General features: G+C 44.6%; 22 protein-coding genes and 1 pseudogene. 21 read left to right on the forward strand and 2 right to left on the reverse strand.

Annotated features, from left to right (window positions below; all coding sequences use genetic code 11):
- Nucleotides 1–476: 476 nt before the first annotated feature.
- The 9 genes and pseudogenes from HUG15_RS00085 to hepT form a co-directional block, all read left to right on the forward strand.
- Entirely contained in the window at nt 477–923 is a 447-nt protein-coding gene (locus HUG15_RS00085) for an Lrp/AsnC family transcriptional regulator (RefSeq protein ID WP_200126136.1), read from the forward strand.
- A gap of 120 nt (nt 924–1043) precedes the next feature.
- The gene (locus HUG15_RS00090; protein ID WP_246516444.1) at nt 1044–2054 is read left to right on the forward strand and encodes an ABC transporter ATP-binding protein; all 1011 of its coding nucleotides are present in this window, start codon (nt 1044–1046) and stop codon (nt 2052–2054) included.
- Nucleotides 2029–3054 (forward strand): ABC transporter ATP-binding protein, encoded by a 1026-nt coding sequence (locus HUG15_RS00095; RefSeq protein ID WP_200126138.1) that lies wholly within the window; start codon nt 2029–2031, stop codon nt 3052–3054. Before HUG15_RS00090 ends, HUG15_RS00095 begins: the two co-directional genes overlap by 26 nt.
- A gap of 88 nt (nt 3055–3142) precedes the next feature.
- Entirely contained in the window at nt 3143–4804 is a 1662-nt protein-coding gene (locus tag HUG15_RS00100; RefSeq protein ID WP_200126140.1) for an ABC transporter substrate-binding protein, read from the forward strand.
- A gap of 106 nt (nt 4805–4910) precedes the next feature.
- Nucleotides 4911–5858 (forward strand): ABC transporter permease, encoded by a 948-nt coding sequence (locus HUG15_RS00105; protein WP_200126142.1) that lies wholly within the window; start codon nt 4911–4913, stop codon nt 5856–5858.
- A gap of 16 nt (nt 5859–5874) precedes the next feature.
- Nucleotides 5875–6798 carry an oligopeptide ABC transporter permease gene (gene opp4C, locus HUG15_RS00110; RefSeq protein WP_281393576.1) on the forward strand — a complete coding sequence of 308 codons (924 nt, stop codon included), beginning with the start codon at nt 5875–5877 and terminating at the stop codon, nt 6796–6798.
- Nucleotides 6799–6871: 73 nt separating this feature from the next.
- Nucleotides 6872–7012: a nucleotidyltransferase family protein gene (locus tag HUG15_RS22775; RefSeq protein ID WP_246516445.1), complete on the forward strand. Its 141-nt coding sequence runs from the start codon at nt 6872–6874 to the stop codon at nt 7010–7012.
- A 69-nt stretch (nt 7013–7081) separates the two neighbouring features.
- On the forward strand, nt 7082–7267 hold the full coding sequence (locus HUG15_RS22780) for a hypothetical protein (RefSeq protein ID WP_246516446.1): 186 nt from the start codon (nt 7082–7084) through the stop codon (nt 7265–7267).
- A pseudogene (gene hepT / locus HUG15_RS00120) lies at nt 7257–7460 on the forward strand (type VII toxin-antitoxin system HepT family RNase toxin); the annotation flags it as partial. The gene HUG15_RS22780 and the pseudogene hepT, both read left to right, overlap by 11 nt.
- Before the next feature lie 288 nt (nt 7461–7748).
- Here the strand turns inward: hepT and HUG15_RS00125 are convergent.
- Nucleotides 7749–8189, reverse strand: a complete 441-nt coding sequence (locus HUG15_RS00125; protein WP_200126146.1) for a type II toxin-antitoxin system VapC family toxin — start codon at nt 8187–8189, stop codon at nt 7749–7751.
- A complete protein-coding gene (locus HUG15_RS00130) occupies nt 8189–8503 on the reverse strand; it encodes an AbrB/MazE/SpoVT family DNA-binding domain-containing protein (RefSeq protein ID WP_200126148.1) in 315 nt (104 codons plus the stop codon). The genes HUG15_RS00125 and HUG15_RS00130 overlap by 1 nt, the downstream gene beginning before the upstream one ends.
- Nucleotides 8504–8680: 177 nt before the next feature.
- Here HUG15_RS00130 and HUG15_RS00135 point away from each other — a divergent pair, with 177 nt between their 5' ends.
- The 12 genes from HUG15_RS00135 (at nt 8681) to HUG15_RS00190 (ending at nt 23278) form a co-directional block, all read left to right on the forward strand.
- On the forward strand, nt 8681–8989 hold the full coding sequence (locus tag HUG15_RS00135; protein WP_200126150.1) for an AbrB/MazE/SpoVT family DNA-binding domain-containing protein: 309 nt from the start codon (nt 8681–8683) through the stop codon (nt 8987–8989).
- On the forward strand, nt 8973–9248 hold the full coding sequence (locus tag HUG15_RS00140; protein WP_246516447.1) for a type II toxin-antitoxin system RelE/ParE family toxin: 276 nt from the start codon (nt 8973–8975) through the stop codon (nt 9246–9248). The genes HUG15_RS00135 and HUG15_RS00140 overlap by 17 nt, the downstream gene beginning before the upstream one ends.
- Nucleotides 9249–9674: 426 nt before the next feature.
- A complete protein-coding gene (locus tag HUG15_RS00145) occupies nt 9675–10889 on the forward strand; it encodes a glycosyltransferase (protein WP_343073141.1) in 1215 nt (404 codons plus the stop codon).
- A gap of 12 nt (nt 10890–10901) precedes the next feature.
- Nucleotides 10902–12047, forward strand: a complete 1146-nt coding sequence (locus tag HUG15_RS00150; RefSeq protein WP_343073142.1) for a glycosyltransferase — start codon at nt 10902–10904, stop codon at nt 12045–12047.
- Entirely contained in the window at nt 12031–12801 is a 771-nt protein-coding gene (locus tag HUG15_RS00155; protein WP_200126154.1) for a glycosyltransferase family 2 protein, read from the forward strand. The genes HUG15_RS00150 and HUG15_RS00155 overlap by 17 nt, the downstream gene beginning before the upstream one ends.
- Before the next feature lie 756 nt (nt 12802–13557).
- Nucleotides 13558–14352: an ABC transporter permease gene (locus HUG15_RS00160; RefSeq protein WP_200126156.1), complete on the forward strand. Its 795-nt coding sequence runs from the start codon at nt 13558–13560 to the stop codon at nt 14350–14352.
- Nucleotides 14353–14364: 12 nt separating this feature from the next.
- Entirely contained in the window at nt 14365–15942 is a 1578-nt protein-coding gene (locus HUG15_RS00165) for an ABC transporter ATP-binding protein (protein ID WP_200126158.1), read from the forward strand.
- A 271-nt stretch (nt 15943–16213) separates the two neighbouring features.
- Nucleotides 16214–18181 carry a glycosyltransferase family 2 protein gene (locus HUG15_RS00170; protein ID WP_211202310.1) on the forward strand — a complete coding sequence of 656 codons (1968 nt, stop codon included), beginning with the start codon at nt 16214–16216 and terminating at the stop codon, nt 18179–18181.
- Between the two features lie 15 nt (nt 18182–18196).
- Nucleotides 18197–18436, forward strand: a complete 240-nt coding sequence (locus HUG15_RS00175; RefSeq protein ID WP_200126162.1) for a hypothetical protein — start codon at nt 18197–18199, stop codon at nt 18434–18436.
- Nucleotides 18437–18465: 29 nt separating this feature from the next.
- Entirely contained in the window at nt 18466–19980 is a 1515-nt protein-coding gene (locus HUG15_RS00180; protein ID WP_200126164.1) for an ATP-grasp fold amidoligase family protein, read from the forward strand.
- 16 nt (nt 19981–19996) lie between these two features.
- Nucleotides 19997–21613: an acylphosphatase gene (locus HUG15_RS00185; protein WP_200128785.1), complete on the forward strand. Its 1617-nt coding sequence runs from the start codon at nt 19997–19999 to the stop codon at nt 21611–21613.
- Between the two features lie 24 nt (nt 21614–21637).
- Entirely contained in the window at nt 21638–23278 is a 1641-nt protein-coding gene (locus HUG15_RS00190) for an ATP-grasp domain-containing protein (protein WP_200126166.1), read from the forward strand.
- Nucleotides 23279–23342 lie beyond the last annotated feature (64 nt).

Consider the following 23342-nt stretch of genomic DNA (forward strand, 5'->3'; position numbering starts at 1 on the left):
TCATGGCGACCGAACACGAAAGCGAATCGCTCGTTCGGTTGCTATGAGGCAGCCATGACGACCGAATTCTTTCGAGACAAGTCTTTTCAGTCGCCATGATTGCGGTCAATTGTCCGAGTTGGAGAACCAGAAGCTGTTGTTAACGACCGAACGTCTTCCCCATGATCGGGTCATTAAGCCACCTTGCACTAGTGATGAATGGTGTGTGAGAAATTCTTCGTTGAACCTTCATTTCGCCCCTTTACTTTTCTTGATTATTCGGCGCCACAAGTCTTATGTGGTCACTTATTACCATTATTTTCCACTGGTCACGTTATGTTTTTCCTTCACAAAAAATAAACTTAAAAAAATCATTGATCTTATGGAAATGAGAAAGTATAATAAATTCACCTTAAACATTACGAAATTGACAAAAATATTGAGCTATTTTGTCGATATAGAGTACCTAACTTAAAAGAAAATGATGTGATGCGAAGATGGAGTTGGATCAAACAGATTTTAAAATTTTATCGATGTTGCAAGAAGACGGCAAATGTTCGTATAGCAAAATCGCGAGGAACATCGGTGTCAGTGAAGGTACGGTTCGCGGCAGAATTAACAAAATGTTAAAAAACGATGTCTTTGAATTTATCATCCATACGAACCCGTATAAAATTGGCCTGCACGTGCAAGCCATTATCGGCTTGGAGACAAGGGTCGGCTATCATGATGCCATTGCCAATCAATTACAACCCCATCGGTCTGTCCGTTTTATCGGGGCGTTTTCCGGAAAACATGACCTCATTATTCAAGCTTTTTTTCAAAGTAACGAGGAATTAATGGCATTTGTCGATCAAAAATTATCGGGGATTGAAGGCATTATCAGCGTCGATGTGAACGTTGAGCTCAAACAGTATAAAGATTCGTTTTCCTATGTTGATTGACACTATTATTGTGGAATATAACAATTTTATTAAAAAAAGTTATCAAAATCATTGCCAATGCTGCAAATAGTCGCTATAATCGTAACTAATTCTGATATAGCGAAATAGGGTGAGGCGTTCATGAACGGAGAGATGGTCATCGATGTTAAAAATTTAAAAACATCTTTTTTTAGCAAAAAAACAGAATTACCCGTCGTTGATGATGTTAGCTTTTCGGTAAAAAAAGGGGAGACAATGGCCATTGTCGGGGAGTCCGGCTCCGGAAAGAGCATGACATCCCTTTCCATTATGCGACTCGTGCCCTCTCCAAACGGGAAAATCGTCAACGGCGAAGTCATTTTTAACGGCAAAGATTTGCTGAAAGAAAACGAGAAAGCGATGTATAAAGTGCGGGGCAATGAGATTTCCATGATTTTTCAAGAACCGATGACGTCATTGAACCCGGTATATACTATAGGAGAACAAATTCGAGAACAACTTACATATCATCAAAATGTTTCCAAGCGAGAAGCGCACCAAATCGGGATTGAAATGTTGCAAACCGTTGGTTTTTCACGGGCAAAAGAAATTATGGGTGATTATCCCCATCGCCTTTCCGGGGGGATGCGGCAAAGAGTAATGATCGCGATGGCGCTTAGCAACAATCCGAAATTGCTGATTGCCGATGAACCGACAACGGCATTGGATGTGACGGTCCAGGCCCAGATCCTTGATTTAATGCGAAAACTTTCTAAAGAATATGACTCATCCATCATTTTAATCACCCACGATCTCGGTGTTGTTGCAGAACTGGCGGAGCGAGTCATTGTCATGTATGGCGGACAAGTCGTGGAAGAAGCACCGATTGAAGATCTTTTTGACGATCCGCTGCACCCGTATACAGAAGGCTTGCTTCACTCGATTCCAAAGATTGACAGTGCGCAAGAACGGTTGAACTCAATTCCCGGGACCGTTCCCACGCCCGACAATCTACCTGTTGGCTGTAATTTCGTTACGCGTTGTCCGTACGCGATGGAGATTTGCAGACAAGAAGAACCGCGTTTACTCGCTAAAGATTCCAGTCGCAACGTTCGTTGTTATTTGCATGAGGAAGGAGTCACAAGCGATGGTCAGCAACCTAGAACCTCTTAAATCCGGACAAGCACAAACGGCACCGGAAAGCGAAAACATGCTTGAAATTCAGAATTTGAAAAAACATTTTCCGATCAAAGCAGGCGTTTTGCAACGAACGACCGGGTACGTGAAAGCAGTGAATGGCATTGATTTTACGATAGAAAAAGGGGAAACCTTTGGCCTGGTCGGGGAATCGGGGTGCGGAAAATCGACGGCGGGACGCACGATTATCCGTCTTTATGAACCGACGGAAGGAAATATCGCTTTTGACGGCGAAGATATTACCCGGAAAAAAGAAAAGGATCTTTTTAATTTGCGGCGAGATATGCAAATGATTTTCCAGGATCCGTTTTCATCTCTCAATCCCAGAAAAACGGTCGGTTCCATGTTGCAAGAACCTTTGAAAGTACATGGTTTATACAAAAGCCAACGGGAACGAAAGGAAAAATGTCAGGAAATTATGGGGCGTGTAGGCCTAAATCCTTCGTTCATTAATCGTTATCCCCATGAGTTTTCCGGGGGACAACGGCAACGGATCGGCATTGCAAGAGCCCTCGTTTTGGAACCGAAAATGATTGTGGCCGATGAACCGGTGTCCGCACTGGATGTCTCCATCCAATCCCAAGTATTGAATTTGCTGAACGATTTGCAGGAGGATTTTGACCTAACTTATTTGTTTATTGCGCATGATTTAAGCGTTGTCAAACATTTTTCCGATCGCATCGGGGTTATGTACCTCGGCAACATGGCGGAAGTGGCGGAAAAAAATGATTTGTACGGTGAGCCGCTCCATCCGTATACGCAAGCATTATTATCCGCGGTGCCGCGATCTCATCCCAGGGAACAGAAACGGGAACGGATCACGTTAACCGGAGAATTGCCAAGCCCGGCGAATCCACCGAACGGCTGCGTGTTTCATACGCGTTGTCCTTTTGTGATGGACCATTGCAAAGAGGTTGTGCCGGAAATGCAAGAGATCAGACCGAATCATTATGTTGCCTGTCATTTATACAATTAATGGCATTTATTTTAAGGGGGAGGGATGCCATGCCTTACATACTAATTTGAATCATTATTGAACAAATTTTTAAAAGGGGGATCTTTTAATGAGAAAAAAAGTATACTGGTTATTTTTAACTATGGTGTTAACCTTGGGGTTGCTCGCGGCTTGTAACGGAGGCAACGAGGATGCCGACACCGACGCCGGCGATGATCCGGATGCCAATGAAGAAAACGGGGATGACGGCGAAGCAGCAGGTGAGCCGCAAGAAGGCGGATCGATTACACTGGGTTTTCAAGGAGATCCGAATAATTTGCATAGTGCATATGCGGATGATACCCAGTCTACAGATATAGTAAGAATGATTCACGCCTCCGTTCTTCGCTACAATGAAGACATGGAGATGGAGCCGGACATTGCTGTTGATATGCCGGAGGTGTCGGATGATGGCCTTACGGTTACGGTTGAACTGCGGGATGATGTTTATTTCCACGACGGGGAACAGCTAACCGCCGAGGACGTCGCCTTTACGTATGGTGTTTTCATGGACGAAGATTATACGGGAACCTATGCCGCTCCATTTGACCGCATTGATTCTGTGGAAGCCACGGATGAGTTTGAGGTAACGCTTGAAATGGACGAGCCGGATGCAGCATTGGACGGTGAAGTATTTGGACGTGAAATTATGCCTGAACATATTCTTGGGGATATGAGCGTGGAAGAACAAGAAGAATCGGATTTCAATACGTCCGATGAAGTTGTCGGTGCTGGCCCATTCGAAATGACCGAATGGGATCACGGGACGAGTGTCACGCTTGAAGGTTATGAGGATTACTATCAAGACGGTCCTTACTTGGACACTTTAACCGTGAGAATAGCGGAAGATGCGAACGCGATTCTTGCTATGTTGCAAGCAGGTGAAGTGGATCATGCAAATATCCGCCCGCAAGACGTTGAGACAGCGGAGGCCATTGACGGTGTCAGTGTCGTTGCTGAAAACGGATACGACTACAACTATATTGGGTGGAATCATGATCGCCCACCATTTGATGATCCCGATGTTCGTCGTGCAATGACGATGGCGATTGACCGTGAAGAAATTATTGACGGTATATTGCAAGGGCACGGGGAAATCGCCCATTTTCCGCATCATCCGATGAGCTGGGTTTATACCGATGAGGTTGACGAAATCCCGTATGATCCTGATGGTGCTGTGGAACTTTTGGAGGAAGCCGGTTTTGAACAAAATGATGATGGGCAAATGGAATGGGAAGGCGAACCGTTCTCGTTTGAACTTTTGACGAACCAGGAATCACATGCCCGTGTCGATTGGGTTGTCGTTGTACAGGATATGCTCGAGGATATTGGGATCGATGTGCAAACAGACACGATGGAGTTTGGGGCTTATCTTGACCGCACGCAACCCCCGAACTATGATTTTGACGCCATTGCCGGTGCTTGGAGCCTTGGCATTGATCCGAATCCGGAGAATTTGTTCCATTCGGATCATTATAAACAAGGGCAAAATAATATTAGATATGAAAGTGATGAGTTTGACGAATTAGCCGAAGACAACCGCGGTATCGTAGACCAAGATGAACGTGCCGAGGCCTTGCAAGAAGCTTATGCCCAGGTGGCTGAAGACCAGGCATACACATTTATGTACTATCCCGATATCCACCAGGCGCATATTGACGAGATCCAGAATTTCCAGATGTCTCCGCAAGATGACTACTTCCGTGTTGAAGAATGGTGGGTAGAAGAGTAAGTTTAACATTACAAAGCAGGGGGGCAAGCATTGCTCCCCTCTGCTTATCTACATAATCTGAAACGTTTTTTCATTCTGCCAATCATCGGGGGAAGGAGATCTTAAGATGACGACCTACATTATCCGGCGTATCCTCATGACGATTCCGATTTTAATCGGCATATCGATCATATCTTTCGGCATTATGCAATTTGCCCCCGGAGAGCCGACAGCATTGGATCTCGATCCGACCATTACGCCTGAAGATCGTGAAGAGCAATTGGATGCATTGGGGCTAAACGATCCCATTCCTGTCCAGTATGTGCGTTGGGCAGGGAACATCTTGCAAGGAAATTTAGGAAATTCGTTTATTACGAATCGTGATGTCGGTTCAATGATTTGGGAACGATTGCCGAATACACTCGTCCTCATGATCAGCTCGACAATTATAACGATGGTCGTCGCGATTCCGATCGGGATTATTTCCGCGATGCGCCAGTACTCCGCAAGGGATTACGTTTTTACTTTTGGGTCTTTTATCGGTGTGTCGATCCCTAATTTCTGGTTGGGATTAATGTTAATCATGTTTTTAAGTGTTCAGTTGGGCTGGTTTCCGGTCGGAGGCGTGACGACGCTTGGTGGCGAGTTTAGTATTTTGGATCGCTTGCATCACCTGTTTTTGCCCGCGCTCGTGCTTGCAACCGCGGATATGGCACAGATGACGCGTTATACAAGGACGAGCATGCTGGAAGTGAAAAATCAAGACTATATCCGGACTGCCCGTGCAAAAGGGTTTAAAGAACGACGGGTCGTTTATAAACATGGCCTTCGTAATGCACTAATGCCTTTAATTACTATGTTTGGTTTGCTGTTACCAACATTTATCGGTGGTTCTGTCGTCGTTGAACAAATTTTTACTTGGCCGGGGATCGGTCAGTTGTTCCTTGACCACACATTCCAGCGTGATTATCCGGTCATTATGGCATTAACGATGTTCGGTGCCGGTCTTGTCGTCATCGGCAACTTAATCGCGGATATTCTCTATGCCATTGCCGATCCGCGCATTGAATATTAAAGAGGGAGGGGTCCCAATGGATGCAAATAAGATGAAACAAGAAGTGAACTCGCCCCCTCCCGCTCCGGGAGTGGAGACGTTAAGCGAGCACCAATCGATGATTAGCATTATCGTTAAAAAATTTTTTCAGAATAAGCTCGCGGTGATCGGTCTATTTATGTTGATCATTATTATTAGCAGTGCCGTGTTTGCTCCATGGTTGGCAACGCACGATCCTAACGCTCAGACACTGGTGGATCGTCTGGCATCCCCAGGTGCCGATAACTGGCTGGGCGCTGACCATTTGGGGCGCGATATTTACAGCAGGATTTTGTATGCCGGCCAGATGTCCCTTTGGGTCGGTTTTGCCGCGATGTTGAGCGCGATAACGATCGGTATCGCGATCGGTTCGATTGCCGGTTATTTTGGTGGTTGGGTCGATGCGGTGTTGATGCGTATCGTTGATATCATTATTTCTTTTCCTAGTATTTTCCTTTTGATCACAGTTATTTCCGTTTTTCGCCCAGCGCCGTCCATGTTGATTGTCGTGCTCGGTCTTTTATCTTGGACCACGACGGCGCGGCTTGTGCGCAGTGAATTTCTTTCTTTTAAAAGGCGGGAATTTGTTTTGGCTGCAAGAACTTTGGGGATCCCTACACGTCGGATTATTTTCGGACATATCTTGCCGAATGCCATCGGACCGGTGATTGTTACTGCAACACTCGCGATTGGGGCGTTTATTATCGCGGAATCCACTCTCAGTTTCCTTGGACTCGGCATCAGTCCGCCAACGGCAACGTGGGGGAATATGCTCGCGGACTCCCAGGATTTAACGATATTTTTAACCGCTTGGTATTATCCGTTTTTCCCGGGGCTGATGATCTTTATCACTGTCCTTAGCTTTAATTTTGTCGGTGATGGATTGCGCGACGCGCTGGATCCGCGGGTGATGGAGAAATGATGAAAGGGTGCAGCCAGTCGGTTGCGCCTTTTTATGGTGATTGATGTGGTATAATGAAGGAGGGATTTTTCTTTTGAAAAAAAAGGAAATCGTTGCAGAAGTGCTTGAACATATCGATGCCTATGCCATCTATCTTTTTGGCTCTGTCGCCCGGAATGAACAACGCTTGGAGAGCGACTTGGACATCGCGTTTCTCAGTGACCAACCCTATTGATCTTATGAATGCTTTACGTACGGAGAGAAGCTTGCGCGCAGATTCGGCTGCGATGTTGATTTAGTCGATATGAAACAAGCGTCAACAGTGTTGCAGAAGGAGATTATCGCGCATGGGGAATTGCTGTTGGACGAACGCCCTTATGAGCGGCAAATGTTTACGATACGTGTTTTAAAGGCATACGCCTACTTAAACGAGGAAAGAGCGGAAGTTTTGAAAGCCAATGGTTTTGGGGGAATGCTTCATGGTCGATGACATTATTATTAATCGCTGCCTGGAACGCATCAAATATGTTTACGATAATGATCCGGGCAATTTAAAGGATCTAACGAAGCAAGATTCCATTATTCTCAATGTACAACGGGCATGCGAAGCAAGCATCGATCTTGCCATGCACGTGGTATCCACGCGAGGGCTTGGAATACCAAATACAAGCCGGGGAGCTTTCCGATTTTGCAAGCCATTGTAGAAGAGCATCTTGATGATTTCACTGATTTTGCGGAAGCGGTCAGAGAGTGAAGCAGGGGGGTGCGAAGAGATTATGCTTGCTGGATGTTTTCATGTGTTCTTTAAACTCGACTGCAACGATCTATAATAACGACAAATGCAAAAATAGATTGCTTGACGTCTTTATCCGAAACTAAAAGACCTACGTGCACATTAGTTAATAAATAAAAGCTCATTTCTAATCACTCTCGATTATTACTTGTCCTTTGTAACTAATTCTTGCTTCTGATCATTCTTTCAAATTTCTCAAAACCTCTTCTGGTGAAAAAACTTCTGCATTTACCTTTCTGAAGTCTTTTACATTGAATGTCATAACTTTTTCGGGTCCCGTATGCTTTGCATAAGCAGGTATATATGCATCAGCAAAATCCACATTCGTACGGCTGTAATTCTTTAAGGCTTGCACCAATGATGTTTTATCTTTACACTCAATTCCTTTGACTGATAAGAATCGGTGGAGACGTTCGGCAATGTCTTCTCGGCGGAACCCATACACGTTTCCCTGCAAAACAAACACACACTCTCCGATCACAAATGGATTTACATGCAGAACGAGTCTTCCTTCTTTCACTTGTTGCATGATTCCTTTAGCAATGGGGGAGAGCTTCGGGTGATCATTCGTTAAGAAACGAACAATGACATTCGTGTCTACCCACATCTCTGTTGCCATTATATCCCTCCCTCATTTTTCCTCTTTTCTAACCGCTCTTTTTTAGATTTCTCTAAAATCTCTTCAAAATCGCGCTCATTCTGTTCGTGTACCGGCAAAGACCCATACAAGTCCATGATATCTTCCTTTTTCTTCACCGAGACCACGACTTCTCCTTTTTCATTCACCGACCATTCTAATTGATCTCCGTCATGCGCTTCCAAATATTCTCGGAATTCTTTCGGTATAACCGTTTGTCCTCGCTCTGAGATAGCTCTTACGGTTTCTTCTTCGGGAACTCGTTTATTATTAAAACCCCTCTTCAATAACACCATTAAGTTCACCTCATTATAAATATAATTCTTATTTATTATCTTATCATACTTTTACACGATTCATACTTCTTAACTCTTTTTCCCACGAAAAATACCAAAAAACTGATTTTATGATATACTGAATTTCAGTAAATCAACATTAACCATATTTTTTTAAAAGACTCTGGAGGGGTGAATATGGAAAAAAGAACAGAATACCGCCAGCTTAACCGCGGGGGGTTAACCATACCAAAAAACTTACGCGAGAAAATTGGGCTGGAAGATGATGATCTTGTCACTATTCATGAAGAACAAGGTCGACTTGTACTTGAACGCGGACAAGTGATCCCGGCAAGTCAAGCTTGGTTTTGGACCGAAGAATGGCAAGAAGGGGAAAAAGAAGCCGAAGAAGATATTAAAGCAGGTCGTGTGAAAAAATTTGATAATGTCCATGATTTAATTGCAGATTTAGAAAGTGACGATCAATTCGATGGCGATGAACGTTGAGCGAACGAGTCGTTTTAAGAAAGCTTATAAAAAGTTGGATAAACAATCACAAAAGGTTATCAATCATGCTGTAGTAATACTGACAGAAGATTTTTCTCACCCATCATTAAGGATCAAAAAAATGAAAGGTTATCATAAGCCTGATGTATGGGAAGCCAGTGTTAACATGGATTTACGGCTTACCTTTGAACTCATAAAGCCAAATACGATTATTTTGCGAAACTGCGGACATCATGATCGCACTCTAAATACCCCCTAGCATCGCATCAGCATTGTCATTAGACGCATACTGGTCGGATTTACTCCTATCAAGAGATTACATCGAGTGATTTATAACGGATCAATCCCATCTGGGGAGGGGAGGTCGGTTTTGTCGTCCCTCTAGGAGCGGTATTCCATCCTTTAGAGGGACAAGAACGACTTTGCCGTCCCCTAGCTGCAGTTTTCCTTCCCTTTGGGGACGGACGACAACATGATTTCTCAGCACAGGTTGAAGCCGGTCAAAGGATTCGGCAACGCCCTTGCATCGGGTCACCTTGTATGATGGATGGAACCAACGAAAGTGTCTGTATTTCCATAGAAATTCAGATATTTTTCACAATGTATCGACGAAAACACTTTGCATCTTGACTACAAAATGGATTCGTTTAAAATGAATGAAGGATTGATTAAGCATTTCTAACGATTGGCTGATAAACCGTTAGTTTTGGCTGATATAGTGCAAAATTTGGCTGATATCGAGGCGTTTTCGGCTGATAAAGATACTGAAATACACCGTAGAAAGGCTTTAGCCATGGATAAAACGAAAGTAATGTTTTTTATTTATGAAATGGGCGCGGGCGGGGCGGCCAGAACCTTATTGAACATCATCAATCATCTGGATCGGACGCGTTTTACGCCCATATTGGTGACGCTAAATTTTAACGGGACGTATGAACGGGAATTGGCAGACGATGTTACGTTTATTAAATTGGAGACGAAGCGGCTGAGAAAAGCGATTTTTCCGTTGGCGAAAGTGATACGAACAGAGAAACCTCACATTGTTTTTAGCACGCAATTTCCCGATTTGAACGTTGCCGCGATACTGGCCAATCTTTTTTCCTTCACGCGTGCGAAAAGCATTGTTCGCGAGGCCGATCATTTCGGCGGAGGATTTCGAACGAACACCAGGTTGTTTATCACCGGTTTATTTTACAAAATATCCCACAAAGTAATTTCTCTATCTGAAGGCGTAAAAGAAAACCTTGTCCGACGCTATAAAATTAAGCCCGACCATATACAAGTGATTCATAATCCGATCGATATCGAGAACATACAAGCAAAAATGAACGAAGCGATTGATGCAGAACATCGAAACGTATTCGCAGCGGAAGACAACGTCATTGTGACCGCGGGACGACTCGTTGAACAAAAGGACCAGCAAACGTTGCTGAAAGCTTTTGCGGCCGTGCATAAGCGTATCAAGAGCCATTTGGTCATTCTCGGCGAAGGCCCGTTACAAGCAACGCTAGAGCAACAGGCGGCCGAATTAAACATTGAAGAGCGCGTGCATTTCATCGGCTTTCAAAACAATCCTTATCGTTATTTTCGCCGAGCGGATGTTTTCGTGCTCGCTTCCAAACATGAAGGCTTCAGCCATGTCATCGCCGAAGCATTGGCGACCGGAACGCCCGTTGTGTCCACCGATTGCCGCTCGGGACCGGCGGAAGTGCTCAACAATGGCGAATTCGGCTCCCTCTGCGAAGTTGGCAATGACGCACAAATGGCGGAACAAATCGTTGAGGTCCTGTCACTTTCGGGAAAAGAGCGCGTGGAAAAGGGCTACACACGTGCAAAGGATTTTGACGCGGGACAGATTGTGGCGCAGTATGAAGAAACCTTCCTGCGAACGTTAACGTAAGGGTGCATTCGTATGAGCAAAAAAGTCGTGCACATGACCTCGGTGCACCATCCGTTTGACACGAGGATTTACCATAAAGAGTGCCTGTCGCTCAGACGCGCGGGCTATGACGTTACGCTGATCGCTCCGGAAACCGATGCCGAAAGCGCGATCGACATCATCCCTATTAAAAAATATAAAAATAAATTTTTACGAATGGCCTTTTCCACTTACCAAGTATACAAACAGGCCAAAAAGCGGCAGGCGGACTATTATCATTTTCATGACCCGGAATTGTTGCCGGTTGCTTGGCTGCTGAAAAAAAATGACAATGTCGTCATCTATGACATTCATGAAGATTACGCGACGAGCATTATGCAAAAGGAATATCTTCCGCGGCCATTACGAAAACTGATTACGAAGGCGTACAAAAGAATAGAGAACGTTTTTGCCCGGGACATGGACCTTTGTTTGGCGGAAAAATATTATCAAGAACTGTATCCAAGCGGAAAAGTGATCTTAAATTATCCGCTTATCAATGAAAAGCTTATGGCGCGAACAGTTGACGATACTATTGAACAACTTGAAAATAAATTGCTTTATACCGGTAACGTTGATGTGGACCGGGGGGCTTATACGCAAGCGCGGCTTCCGCTCATCGACGCTGAAATCACCGTTTATTTTTTTGGCAAGTGTGCGCGTGAAGTGGCCGACAATATGTATGCAACCGCCGGCGACCAAAAGGACAGGCTCATCATCGAAGGAATTGATCGCTACGTGCCCCGTGAAACCATTGATGACCAGTACATGAATCGGCGGTGGCTCGCGGGCATTGCGCTCTTCCCGCCCACGGAGCATTATAAGCGCAAAGAACTCACCAAATTTTTTGAGTACATGAGTGCTGGCATTCCGATTCTATGTTCCAATTTTCCGGTATGGAAAGCGTTCATTGACCGTTATCAGTGCGGGATCGCGGTCGATCCTCAAGAAGGCGAAGCGATTCAGGATGCGCTTGAATATTTGCGATTGTATCCGGAAGAAGCGGCAAAAATGGGCCGGAACGGACAAAAGGCGGTACAAGAAGAATTAAATTGGCATAAGGAAGAAGAAAAGCTTCTGCAATGGTATGATAAGATAGGGGAACAGACGCGGGAAGCTGGTGATGAACATGCACAATGATGTTTGGCCGCTCATTTCGATCATCACCCCGAGCTACAATTCTAAAAACTATATTTCGGACGCGATTCGCTCCGTGCAAGCTCAAACGTACACAAACTGGGAAATGATCATTACCGATGATTGTTCCGCGGATAACACCGTCGCCGCCGTTCAGCCGTTTCTCGAAGATGAACGCATGAAGCTGATCCAACTTTCCGAGAACAGCGGACCCGGCGTGGCACGAAATACGTCCATCGAAGCAGCTAACGGTTGTTATCTCGCGTTTTTGGATGCCGATGACCAGTGGCTGCCGGAAAAACTGGAGAAACAATTGCAGTTTATGCAGGAAGGGCAGATCGCCTTTTCATTTACCTCCTATCAAAAGGTAAAAAAAGATGGCACGGACACCGGCACCATCGTCACTGTTCCCGAAAGGGTAGAATATGAACAGTTACTCAAACAGAATGTGATCGGTTGTTTAACGGTCATGTTGGATCGGGAGCGGGTCGGGGAAGTGAAGATGAACCCGATGCGCACGCGCCAAGATTTTGCGCTCTGGCTCAGCCTTTGCAGGCGAGGATGGCCGGCTTACGGCCTTCAAGAAGTGCTTGCCAAATACAGGGTCGTCGAGCATTCCATCTCGAGCAACAAGATAGCGATGGCCAAAAACAATTGGCGGATGTATCGGGATATTGAACAGCTAAGCTTGCCCCGCAGCCTTTGGTATTTTTTTCATTACGTATACAGGAGCATGAGGAAATATTTGGAAAAATGATGGCAAGGATGCCGGGGAGCGAGGGGCGCGCAGTCGTCCCCCAAACGAAGGCAAAGTTGCTGCTAGAGGGACGAGGAGCCCGAAGTAATCCCTCAAACGGCGTTCGGGCTGCTCCGAGAGGAAGAAGGAGCCCGAAGTAATCCCTCAAACGGCAGACGAGCTGCTCCGAGAGGAAGAAGAAGCCCGAAGTAATCCCTCAAACGGCAGTCGAGCTGCTCCGAGGGGAACAAGAGGCCCAAAGTAATCCCTCAAACGGCGTTCGGGCTGCTCCGAGAGGAAGAAGAGGCCCGAAGTAATCCCCCAAACGGCGGGCGGGCTGCTCCGAGAGGAAGAAGGAGCCCGAAGTAATCCCTCAAATGGCGGGCGGGCTGTCCCGAGAGGAAGAAGGAGCCCGAAGTAATCCCTCAAACGGCGTTCGGGCTGCTCCGAGAGGAACAGGAGGCCCGAAGTAATCCCTCAAACGGCAGTCGAGCTGCTCCGAGAGGAAGAAGAAGCCCGAAGTAATCCCTCAAACGGCAGTCGAGCTGCTCCGAGGGGAACAAGGAGCCCGAAGTAATCCCTCAAACAGTGGACGGGCTGTTCCGAGAGGAAGAAGAGGCATCAAAGTAATCGCCGTCCCTCTCAAAATGGGTATGAGCACCATCATGCGGACCTACGGGGATGGCGAATAATGGGAAAAAAGAATTTTTGAGCTAGACCACTTTGTTGTAGTAAAATGATAGGTTGGATAGGCACGGAAAAGATAGGCGGAATTTTATGCGACAATATGTACAGGAAATCCAAAAAAGAAAAGACCTCTTGGTCTACCTCGTAAAATCAGGGTTGAAGGCCGAGAACCGCAATAGCTATTTAGGCTACTTTTGGTGGTTGTTGGACCCTTTGCTCAACGTCCTCGTTTATTATTTTCTGGTTGGAGTTTTGCTGGACCGCGGCGGGGACAACTTTGCCGTCTTTCTCGTCATCGGTTTGGTCGCCTGGCGTTGGATTAACACGACGGTGAATAGCTCAGCAAAAGCGATTTTAAAATATTCATCGATCATTAATCAGGTCTATTTGCCGAAAGCAATTTTTCCGATGACGATTACATCGACGCAATTGATCAACTTCGCTTTCGGGCTCATTATTATCGCTTCATTTTTAGTTGCTACGGGGACCGTTCCCGGATGGCAAATCGTGTTTTTGCCGGTGATTATTCTTATTCAATACTTGTTTTTATTGGCGATTAGTTTGTTCTTGGCCTATGTCAGTGTGTTTATTCGTGATATAGACAATGTTATGACGCACGTAACACGGGTGTTTTTTTATGCATCCCCGATCATTTGGGAAGGCGGACGATTAGGTCCGGCGGCCGAAGATAACCTTTGGATAGAGATCCTTGTCACCGTCAACCCTATAGCACATATCGTAACCGGATACAGAGATATTCTCATGGAGCAATCCATGCCGGATTGGACCGGATTGTTATTGATCGGATTTTTCTCGATCGTAGCGATTGTTCTCCTGATTTATTATTACAGCCGGAATGAACATAAAATTATTAAGGCATTGTGAGAAGGGTAGCTCATGGTAACTTTACAAAAATCACATGATTCAAAGGATGGCACCGGAGAGGTTGTAATGCAGGCCGACAGTCTCGGCGTGTCGTTTCAGTCCGGGCATAAAGATGATTATAAATCCCATATCTTCAATATGTTTACAAAAGATAAACCCGAAGCGGAAAAAAATAAAACGGTCTGGCCGTTGAGAAATATTGATTTTACCGGCTATCAAGGGGAGATTTTAGGGATTATCGGATCGAACGGATCCGGGAAAACGACGCTTTGCAAAATGATTTCGGGCATTTTGCATCCGGATGAAGGCCGTATTCACGTCGATGGCAAAGTGACCGCCCTTTTTTCCATGGGAATGGGCTTTAACAAAGAATTGACGGGTCGTGAAAATGCCTATTTGAACGGGATGATGCTCGGTGTCACGAAGAAAAAAGTGACGGAGTTCATTGATCAAATTCAGGAATTCGCCGGTCTTGGTTCATTTTTTGAACAACCGATGAAGATGTACTCCAGCGGAATGAAAGCAAGGCTCGGTTTCAGCGTCGCCGCGCATCTGGAACCGGAGATCCTCATTCTCGATGAGGCGTTAAATACCGGGGACACGGCTTTTGGCAATAAAGCGGCGGAGAAAATGCAGGAGTTGGTGCAAAAAGCAAAGATGGTCATCCTCGTCACCCACAGCATTAATTTCGCGACGAAAAACTGCGACCGTTTAATGTGGCTCGACAAGGGCGTCGTGAGGGATGTAGGAGACCCTGACGAAGTCGCGGAGAACTACTTGGCGACGATCCCGGATAAAGGCAAAAAGCGCAGAAGAAAACTGGAATTACAGAAAACGGAAGCGGATGTGAAAGAAAAGCCTGTTCTGGAAGCAGAAAACCTGGGATTATATTACCCGATGAAAAAAGGTAAATTTTGGGCGCTGAAAGACGTGAGCTTTACGATTAACGAAGGAGAAATCGTCGGCATCATCGGCCACAACGGCGCCGGGAAAAGCACGATCTGTAAAGTGCTGACGAATATCATTAAACCGGATATCGGGACGTTTGACATGCAAGGGGAAACGACGGCACTCCTTAATTACGGCACCGGCTTCAACGATCAACTGACGGGCGCCGACAACGTGTATTTGAATGGCATGTTCATGGGCTTGCCGAAAACGTATCTTCATGAGAAATACCCGGAAATCGTGCGTTTTTCCGAACTCCATAAATTTATGGAACGCCCGATCAAATATTATTCCAGCGGCATGCGGGCAAGGCTCGGATTCAGCATCGCCGCAACGTTGCAACCGGATATTTTTATTATCGACGAAGCATTGTCCACGGGAGACATCGCCTTCCAACAAAAAGCAAGCGAGAAAATCCAAGACATGATGGAAAGCGCAAAAGCCGTCATCATCGTCTCCCACAGCATGAGTTTTGTGGAGAAAGTATGCACGCGCGCCATCTGGATGGAACAAGGCACCGTCAAATACGACGGCGAAGCTGGGGAAACCGTGAACCTCTACAAGGGGCAAGTAAAAGGAAAAGTCGGCAAGAAAGTGAAAAGAAGAAAACAAAGAAGAAAACAAAAGAGCGCAAGTAAGTGAGGGTTTTGCCTTGGTTCGGACACTTTTTCGGGAGAGAATCGACCATATGTCCGAACCGAGGGCGGATTCGGACACTCTAGCGGAGAAACACAGGCGAATTGTCCAAACTAAGGCGGAGCTCGGACAATATTACGGGGAAGCATGCGAAAATTGTCCGAACCGAGGTCGACCTCGGACACTTTTACGGAAATGCACGCATAGATTGTCCGAATGGGCAGGGCAGTTTTTTCAAGGCAATATGATCACTAAATAAGACTGGATGTTGAAACTCATGTTAAAAGCACTCGCGCAGCAAGTAACTAACCTCTTGGAATTGCTGATTAATCGTTTATTTCCTCCTGAACGAAAACGTAATATCAGTGAAAAACTGACCCAGAAGCAAAAAGACACCATCAAGAAACTTTTATTTATGGGGAAGTATCAAACGCAAGAGCGTGAGGTAAGACGAGTAAAGCACCTTCTCTATAATCTTGGGTTTACAGAACGTGGGCTTACGGAGCTTGAGACATTCTATTATCAAAACGAAGACCAATATTTAAAAAAACTGGCGGCTTGGGAGCTGTTATTATGGCATGCAAACCAATATACCGAAGAGGGAGCCAAAAAATGCCTGGAGTTGTTGTCCGAGGTTGTTAAAGATGAAAAGGACTCTGTTCACATTCGCATAGCAGCCATTATGACGGCGGAGTGCCTGAATCGATTAGGGAAAGCAGGGGAAGCCAAGCACGTTCTTTCACCTTTGCTTGAATCAGCTAAAGGTGAAAGTCCCCACCCTGATCTTTTTCTCGCAGCAGCAAATTTGGAATCTTCCATCACGGAAAAAGTACAGTGGATTAATAAAGCTTTGACGATAAACGGTATTTCGATGATTAAGATGGAAACCTCTGTTTCGACTTCCCCCTATGACAGTATTATTGTTGATCGTACTCAAGAAACACGGAAATGTCTATTATCCGAGCCGTACCCGCTCGTTACCGTCATCATGCCTGTTTATAATGCCGAAGACGTTATCGACACATCGCTTAAATCTATGCTAGAACAAACATGGACAAACCTGGAAATTTTAGTGACAGATGACTGTAGCAAGGACGCAACAGCCACAATCGTGGAAGCGTATGCTGCCAATGACTCAAGAATTCAACTCATTAAGGCGACATCGAACGGAGGCGCATATCCCGCACGAAACTTGGCACTAAAAGAAGCGACCGGTGAATTCATCACCGTCAATGATGCTGATGACTGGTCTCATCCAGAGAAAATTGAAACACAAGTTAATCATTTGCTTGAAAATAAAACAGTAATCGGAAATATGTCCGAACAGGCACGGGCGACAAATGATCTCACTTTTTATCGCAGAGGCAAGCCAGGGACGTATATATTTAGCAATATGTCATCGTTCATGTTTCGTCGTAAGCCAGTAATGGATACGATCGGATTCTGGGATTCTGTTCGCTTTGCGGCCGATTCCGAGTTTATTCGGCGTATTAAGAAAGTGTTTGGCGAAAAATCCATTGCATACCTAACGACAGGTCCGCTCTCTTTTCAACGGCAATCCGATACGTCTTTAACCGGAAACCAAGCCTTTGGATACCACGGATTTAAAATGGGGGCAAGAAAAGAGTACGAAGAAGCGCATGATTATTTTCATCAAACGACCAAGAACTTATGTTACCCCTTTCCTCTAAAATCCCGGCCATTTGCTGTCCCCGAGCCGATGTGGCCGAATAGGGAAGAGAAGCATGGCGGTCAGCGTCATTTTGACATCGTGATTGCTTCTGATTTCAGACTGGATGATCAAAACACTGTATTCAATTCAACGGAAATTCTTTCACAAACACAAAAACATGCGCGAATCGGGCTTATCCAGCTCTCTCAATATAATGTTTCACCGGATCGCCCCGTTCATCCAAATGTACGCAGATTATTGGATGGAGATCGCGTACAAATGCTTGTTTACGGAGAGAAAATCTCTTGTGATACCTTGATTATCAGACATCTACCGTCTTTGCAGGAATGGCAACGCTATGTTCCGGATGTGAAAGCCGGGCAAGTGCATGTGGTCATCAATCACCTTTCGCAACGTTTTCAACAATGGCAAACGCATGTGAAAGAATTCTTTGGCGAATCGGGTATATGGTATCCTTTGAACCCTTCTATTTACAAAGAGTTACAAGAAAACGACACGGCATCAATCATCGTGGCAGATAGAGTCTGGACCCACAATGGTAAGCCTCAATAAAAGGGGAGTTAATGGTTGGAAAAGGATAATAACACGTATGAATCATTAGCCCTTCAACAAAAGCGAAATGAACAACTCGTTCATGATATAATGCATGTAGAACAACAAATTGCAGAGGCAAAGAAAGAAAACGAAGAAGTTGCGGAAGAAAAAGAACACTATGAACGAAAATGTGCCGAGATTGAACGAAGCCTGTTGTGGAAAGGCTCCAAACCGATACGGAAACTCAAGGCATGGCGAAAGCGTACCAAATAGTACTGCCAAGCCGTTGGAGGCGTTTATCTTTGAAAAACAACGATTCTGTCCGTCAACAATTGCAAGCTGAATATGAGAGAGAAGAAGAATTGTTGCGTACATTGCTGCAGCGGGGAGCTGAATTGGAGAAAGTTACAAATGAGAAAAAAAGCAATGCAAAAGAACGGAATCGTTTAAAGCGAAGATATACGTCATTGCGTAAATACCGTTTGTGGGCTTTCACATGGCTTGAAAGAAAAGTGTCAAGCGTTATACGGACAAGCAAGGGGCGCATACAATCTTTTTTGCTAAGCACCAGTCATAAGGCTGTTCTGGAACAAAACAAAAAGCTTTCAGAAGAAAATACGCGGCTTAAAAAAGAAACAGTGTCTCTTCATCAACAGCTTCGAAACGAAAAAAAACAAGCAGGTACGACAATCATGGACTGGCAAAACATGAATCAAGAGCAACTTGAAAATAGCTTACAGAAGACAAAAGAAGACGGACATATGCTTGATTATTTGCAAGACCTTATTATGAAAAGAAGTGTTCATGATAAAAATTATCGCTCTGCACTTAAGTACGCATCTCTTCTTTATAGCGATGATTCATTGGCGGCTAAGCACAAGGTCTATCAAACATTGTTGGAAGGTTTAAAAATCGAAGAGGTTCCGGAAATTTTAATCCGATCAAAGTCAGACCAAAAGGACGATACGGTTTCCCTTCAAAAAATCGCATCCTTCAGTACTTCTCTCACTTTGCAATCAAGAATCAGACAACTTGAAGCATTCAGGCCGGAATGGGAACTTGATGACAAAACAACGGCCTACACCTTTATTGATGAGCTCGAGGTCCGAAGGCCATGGGTATCTGAAGAACATTTTTCGCATACGACGATTCCTGAAAAAGAAGGAACTGTCATTAAACCGGTGTATGGGGCAGGCTCCCGCGGGGTGTACATCGTTTTTGCATTTGATCGTATACAAGATGTGAAAAGATCGAGAATGCTTAGCAGTTGGGATGCCTTTATAGCTAGTATGCGGGAAGATCTGGCACTAGGTTTGGTTAGCGATGATCAATGGCTGGCTGAAGAGTTGCTTTATGAAAACAATGAAACACAAACGCCGGCACGAGATATAAAATTTTATTGTTTTTACGGGAAGGTTGGCCTCATTCTGGAAATCAGACGTTTTCCGAAGGTGGAATACTGTTGGTGGACAGCAGATGGAGAACGTGTGCATACGGGTAAATATGAGGAAAAGCTTTTCGAGGGCGAAGGCGTTTCACAAGATCAAGTGGATCTGGCTGCTTTCATCAGTTCCGAAATTCCCACTCCATTTATCAGGATCGATTTTTTGAAGACAGAAGAAGGACTAGTGTTTGGAGAGTTCGCGGCCAAACCGGGAAAATATGATGAGTTTGATCAACAGACGGACTGCCAACTTGGCAATGAATTCTTAGAGGCGCAAGGACGTCTTTTAACGGATTTAATACAAGGGAAATCATTTAGCCATTTTAAGGCTTCCTTGGAACATGTTGGACGAAATGAGCAGTTGAATGTATGAATCAGAAGGTGATGGAATGAACAATGAGCCACCAGTCTGGCTTCCCCATCTAAGTGAAAAAATCGTATCAGAAGCTCTCGGGCATGAACTCTGTGCTTATGCAGTGGCACTGGAAGGATGGAGACGGGGACTGACACTCAATTGGTACACGAAAGATGCAGAGCCTTTTCGGCGTATGGCAACGTGGCACGTGGATGCGCCCGGCAAGTTATTTTCTCTTGGTTCCGAGGAGAAAACCCACTATTTTTTCCGTACACGCGGAGACAAAGTAAGCTATGAAGCAGTTCGAATTGGTGCCGATAAAGAGCAAACAAAAGCGGTATTGGCCGAAGCCGGCGTTTCTGTTCCGGAAGGAAGCCGATTCAGCGTGGATGCTCGCGATGAGGACATTATAAACTATGCCTCAAGTATTGGTTTTCCTGTTGTATTGAAACCAACCGATGGAAGCTTTGGAAAAGGGGTAATGACCAATATCCAAGATAAGAAAGAACTGCGGAAAGCACTTAGAAATGTCCGCCACTCTGACGTGCTTGTGGAACGTTTTATTTCCGGGGAAGAGTACCGTATCTACGTTGTCAGCCAGCAAGTCGCAGGAGCGATTCATCGCATACCTGCCAATGTTCTTGGAGACGGTCATAATTCTATTGAAGCTTTAATTGATATTAAAAATAAAGAAAGACAAAGCAATCCGCGACTTGTTAGTTGCCCTATCCAAATCGACGATGAAGTTATTGGGTATCTTCACGAAAAAGGGTATACGCTTGGAAGCATACCTGATGAAAAGGAACGTATTTTCCTTAGAGAAAAAAGCAATATTTCTCTGGGGGGCGATCCGGTTGATGTTACCGATGACTTACACCCTGCCGTAAAACAAACAGCAATTAATGCCATAGATGCCGTCCCGGATTTATATCATGGCGGTGTTGATCTTATTATCGATGCAAATAAACCTCCGGAAAATGCAGCTACCATCATTGAACTGAACCCAACAGCGCAAATAGGCTCTCTTCTATACCCAATGAAAGGCTATGCCAGAGATATCCCTGCAGCGATTATCGACGAATATTTTCCCGAAACAAAGGAGGACGGAAAAGAGAAAACCAGTCTTTACTTTGGGTTTAACCGTGTGCTGGAACCTTTGCAAAACAACTCTTCAAAACGAATAACCGTATCTCCTGTTCAATCCCGAAATGTATATGCGAAAAAATATACGGTGTCCGGGGAGGTACAAGGGGTTCATTATCATCGTGAGTTAAGAGACCGGGCATTAGCCACTCAGTTACACGGATTTATTAACAATCTTGATAACGGCAATATTGAAGTTGTGGTAGCCGGAATGGATCAAAATCCTGTTGATACCTTTCATGATATCCTTTTGCAAGCAACCGACGACGTTCATGTCACGGGCGTATATGCAGAGGATTGGTTGCACCCGGTGAAAATTGGATTTGACATTCAAGCTGATCCTAATAAAATAACAGGTGAAATAAGCAAAATAAAGCAAGAAAAAGCCGATATGAAAAAAGAGAAAGATAAGGCAGAACGCAAGTATATCCAGTATCAACAAAGTCGTTCCTGGAAGTTGACGTTGCCTCTTCGGAAAGCATTAAATTACATGAAACGCCGGTCCTGAATTGAGCTAATGGGGGATCCCACTGTGAAAAATTATTATGCTAACTGGTTGCCGCATTTAAAAAATGCCATACCGATTGAATCATGCAAAAATAAAGTGAGCATGTATACGATTGCTTTAGAAGGTTGGCGACGTGGATTGACATTAACGTTTTATACGGAATTGGATCAAAATCGTACTCGGCAAATACGTTATTCTTTTGCAAACGGGGAAAAAGAACATCACTTTGAAGGGTCAAAGGGAGATAAAATCACGGATGAAGCTTTTCATATCTGTGATGACAAAGCTTTAACGTATGAATGGCTTTCCAAAGCCGGTGTCCCTGTACCTATGGGGCAAAAGTTTACGGATGAAGCACAGGAAGACGAGATTATCCAGTACGCCAAAACAGCCGGCTTTCCACTCGTATTAAAACCGACGAATGGGAGTGGAGGCAAAGGCGTTATTGTCAATATCCAGAGTATAAAAGCATTAAAGGAAGCTTTATTCTACGTTAGAGAGGAACTCAAGTTTAAGGAAATTATTATTGAACAATTCATTACCGGAGATGAAGTTCGTATTTTTGTTCTCGGCGATCAACTGTTTAGCGCTGTGAACAGAATACCTGCTAACGTGGTCGGAGATGGTCAGCGCTCGATTCGAACATTAATTGATATGAAAAATGAAGAAAGAAAAAATGTCCCCCATCTATATGATCGCCCCATTAAACTGGACAGGCAATTGTATACGACTTTGCGTGAGTCGGGCTTGACGCTGGACACTATTCCTAAGTATGGCCGGCGTATTTTTTTGAAGAAAACAAGTAACGTTTCCTCCGGCGGAGACCCTATTGATGTTACTGATCAGTTAACACCCGAATTAAGAGAAATGGCGGTCCAAGCGTGCCAGGCTGTTCCCGGATTGGCCCATTGCGGGTTAGATATGATGGTCGATTGGGAGAATAATAAAGGATTTGTCATTGAATTAAATACAAGACCCGGGATCGGTTCATTTCTATTCCCTATGGAAGGAAAGGCCGAAGATATTCCGAAAGCAATCATTGATGATTATTTCCCGGAAACAAAAGAAATTCACACGATGCATTCAAATGTTTATTTTGATTTTAAAACCATCAATGAGACACTTAATAACGGTGCCGTTGAGGAAATAGAAGTTGCACCGGTGCCAACGGACAACGTGTACGCCAAGAAATTCATCTTATCGGGTGTTATCCAGGATAGAAACTATTACCAATGGCTGCGAAAACAAGCATTGCAAAGGGATTTAAGTGGGTATATTAAAGCGTTGGGCAACCGTGATATGGAAATCCTCATTGCAGGTGCCAACAAGCATGAAGTGGATAACTATAAACAAGTATTTAACTACCGGAAAGATCGACATGAAGATTTGAAGCTTCGGGAAGAACCGTGGGAAGCGCCGGTGAAAATTGGTTTCGATATTGACGGTCAACTAGAAACAGCCGGTTTAAATCAGCTTGAATCCCAATGGCAAAGTCTGCAGGAAGAAATGCAGGCGATCCAAAAAGAAAAAAGTCGTCTCGAACGCCAGAATAACAAAATTGAACAAAGCAGTTCTTGGAGAATCACAGTGCCCTTAAGGAAAGCAGGGGATCTAATAAAGAAAGTAATACCTCTAAACATTACAAAAATATTTCCAAATAAATAATATCCTTGAGTAAGCAAAATGAATAGTATAGAATTATAGGGTTAGAAAAATAATAAACATCGTG

Source organism: Salicibibacter cibarius, from assembly GCF_016495725.1.
Taxonomy (GTDB): domain Bacteria; phylum Bacillota; class Bacilli; order Bacillales; family Marinococcaceae; genus Salicibibacter; species Salicibibacter cibarius.

Excerpts from the sequence above, each read along its gene's own strand:
- HUG15_RS00085 (WP_200126136.1), top strand. The coding sequence starts at position 477 with ATGGAGTTGGATCAAACAGATTTTAAAATTTTATCGATGTTGCAAGAA.
- HUG15_RS00090 (WP_246516444.1), top strand. The coding sequence starts at position 1,044 with ATGAACGGAGAGATGGTCATCGATGTTAAAAATTTAAAAACATCTTTT.
- HUG15_RS00095 (WP_200126138.1), top strand. The coding sequence starts at position 2,029 with ATGGTCAGCAACCTAGAACCTCTTAAATCCGGACAAGCACAAACGGCA.
- HUG15_RS00100 (WP_200126140.1), top strand. The coding sequence starts at position 3,143 with ATGAGAAAAAAAGTATACTGGTTATTTTTAACTATGGTGTTAACCTTG.
- HUG15_RS00105 (WP_200126142.1), top strand. The coding sequence starts at position 4,911 with ATGACGACCTACATTATCCGGCGTATCCTCATGACGATTCCGATTTTA.
- opp4C (WP_281393576.1), top strand. The coding sequence starts at position 5,875 with ATGGATGCAAATAAGATGAAACAAGAAGTGAACTCGCCCCCTCCCGCT.
- HUG15_RS22780 (WP_246516446.1), top strand. The coding sequence starts at position 7,082 with ATGAAACAAGCGTCAACAGTGTTGCAGAAGGAGATTATCGCGCATGGG.
- HUG15_RS00125 (WP_200126146.1), bottom strand. The coding sequence starts at position 8,189 with ATGGCAACAGAGATGTGGGTAGACACGAATGTCATTGTTCGTTTCTTA.
- HUG15_RS00130 (WP_200126148.1), bottom strand. The coding sequence starts at position 8,503 with ATGGTGTTATTGAAGAGGGGTTTTAATAATAAACGAGTTCCCGAAGAA.
- HUG15_RS00135 (WP_200126150.1), top strand. The coding sequence starts at position 8,681 with ATGGAAAAAAGAACAGAATACCGCCAGCTTAACCGCGGGGGGTTAACC.
- HUG15_RS00140 (WP_246516447.1), top strand. The coding sequence starts at position 8,973 with ATGGCGATGAACGTTGAGCGAACGAGTCGTTTTAAGAAAGCTTATAAA.
- HUG15_RS00150 (WP_343073142.1), top strand. The coding sequence starts at position 10,902 with ATGAGCAAAAAAGTCGTGCACATGACCTCGGTGCACCATCCGTTTGAC.
- HUG15_RS00155 (WP_200126154.1), top strand. The coding sequence starts at position 12,031 with ATGAACATGCACAATGATGTTTGGCCGCTCATTTCGATCATCACCCCG.
- HUG15_RS00160 (WP_200126156.1), top strand. The coding sequence starts at position 13,558 with ATGCGACAATATGTACAGGAAATCCAAAAAAGAAAAGACCTCTTGGTC.
- HUG15_RS00165 (WP_200126158.1), top strand. The coding sequence starts at position 14,365 with ATGGTAACTTTACAAAAATCACATGATTCAAAGGATGGCACCGGAGAG.
- HUG15_RS00170 (WP_211202310.1), top strand. The coding sequence starts at position 16,214 with ATGTTAAAAGCACTCGCGCAGCAAGTAACTAACCTCTTGGAATTGCTG.
- HUG15_RS00185 (WP_200128785.1), top strand. The coding sequence starts at position 19,997 with ATGAACAATGAGCCACCAGTCTGGCTTCCCCATCTAAGTGAAAAAATC.